The sequence below is a fragment of the Glutamicibacter sp. AGC46 genome (assembly GCF_053543715.1).
Window position 1 is genome coordinate 365,343 of record NZ_JBLVOJ010000025.1, and the last position, 257, is coordinate 365,599.

Annotated in this window: 1 protein-coding gene; it reads right to left on the reverse strand. The window is 55.6% G+C overall.

All coding sequences use genetic code 11. The annotated features are described in order from the left end of the window. Positions 1-14: 14 nt before the first annotated feature. Positions 15-257: hypothetical protein (locus tag ACNPM8_RS16685; RefSeq protein WP_448940232.1), on the reverse strand; the 243-nt coding region annotated here is incomplete at its 5' end.

Sequence of the window (257 nt, forward strand, 5' to 3'; positions counted from 1 at the left end):
ATAAACCCCCCCCCTCACTCTTTTGCCTGTCTGCTATGGGGCTCAAAGACCACGCCCAGTATTTTCAACTGCGTCAAAGAGCCTGCATGAAATTGCGCGGCCAGCGCCGCCGGCCTAAGCAGCTTCGTAGAAGCTATCTTCATCCTGCACAGTCCGCCTTTGGGGCGGTGGGCTGGTTTGTATTTCACTGCCTGCCCGAGACCTGATGATGATTCCTGGTTAAACGAACTGGCGTGCAACGATCCATCGTTGCACGC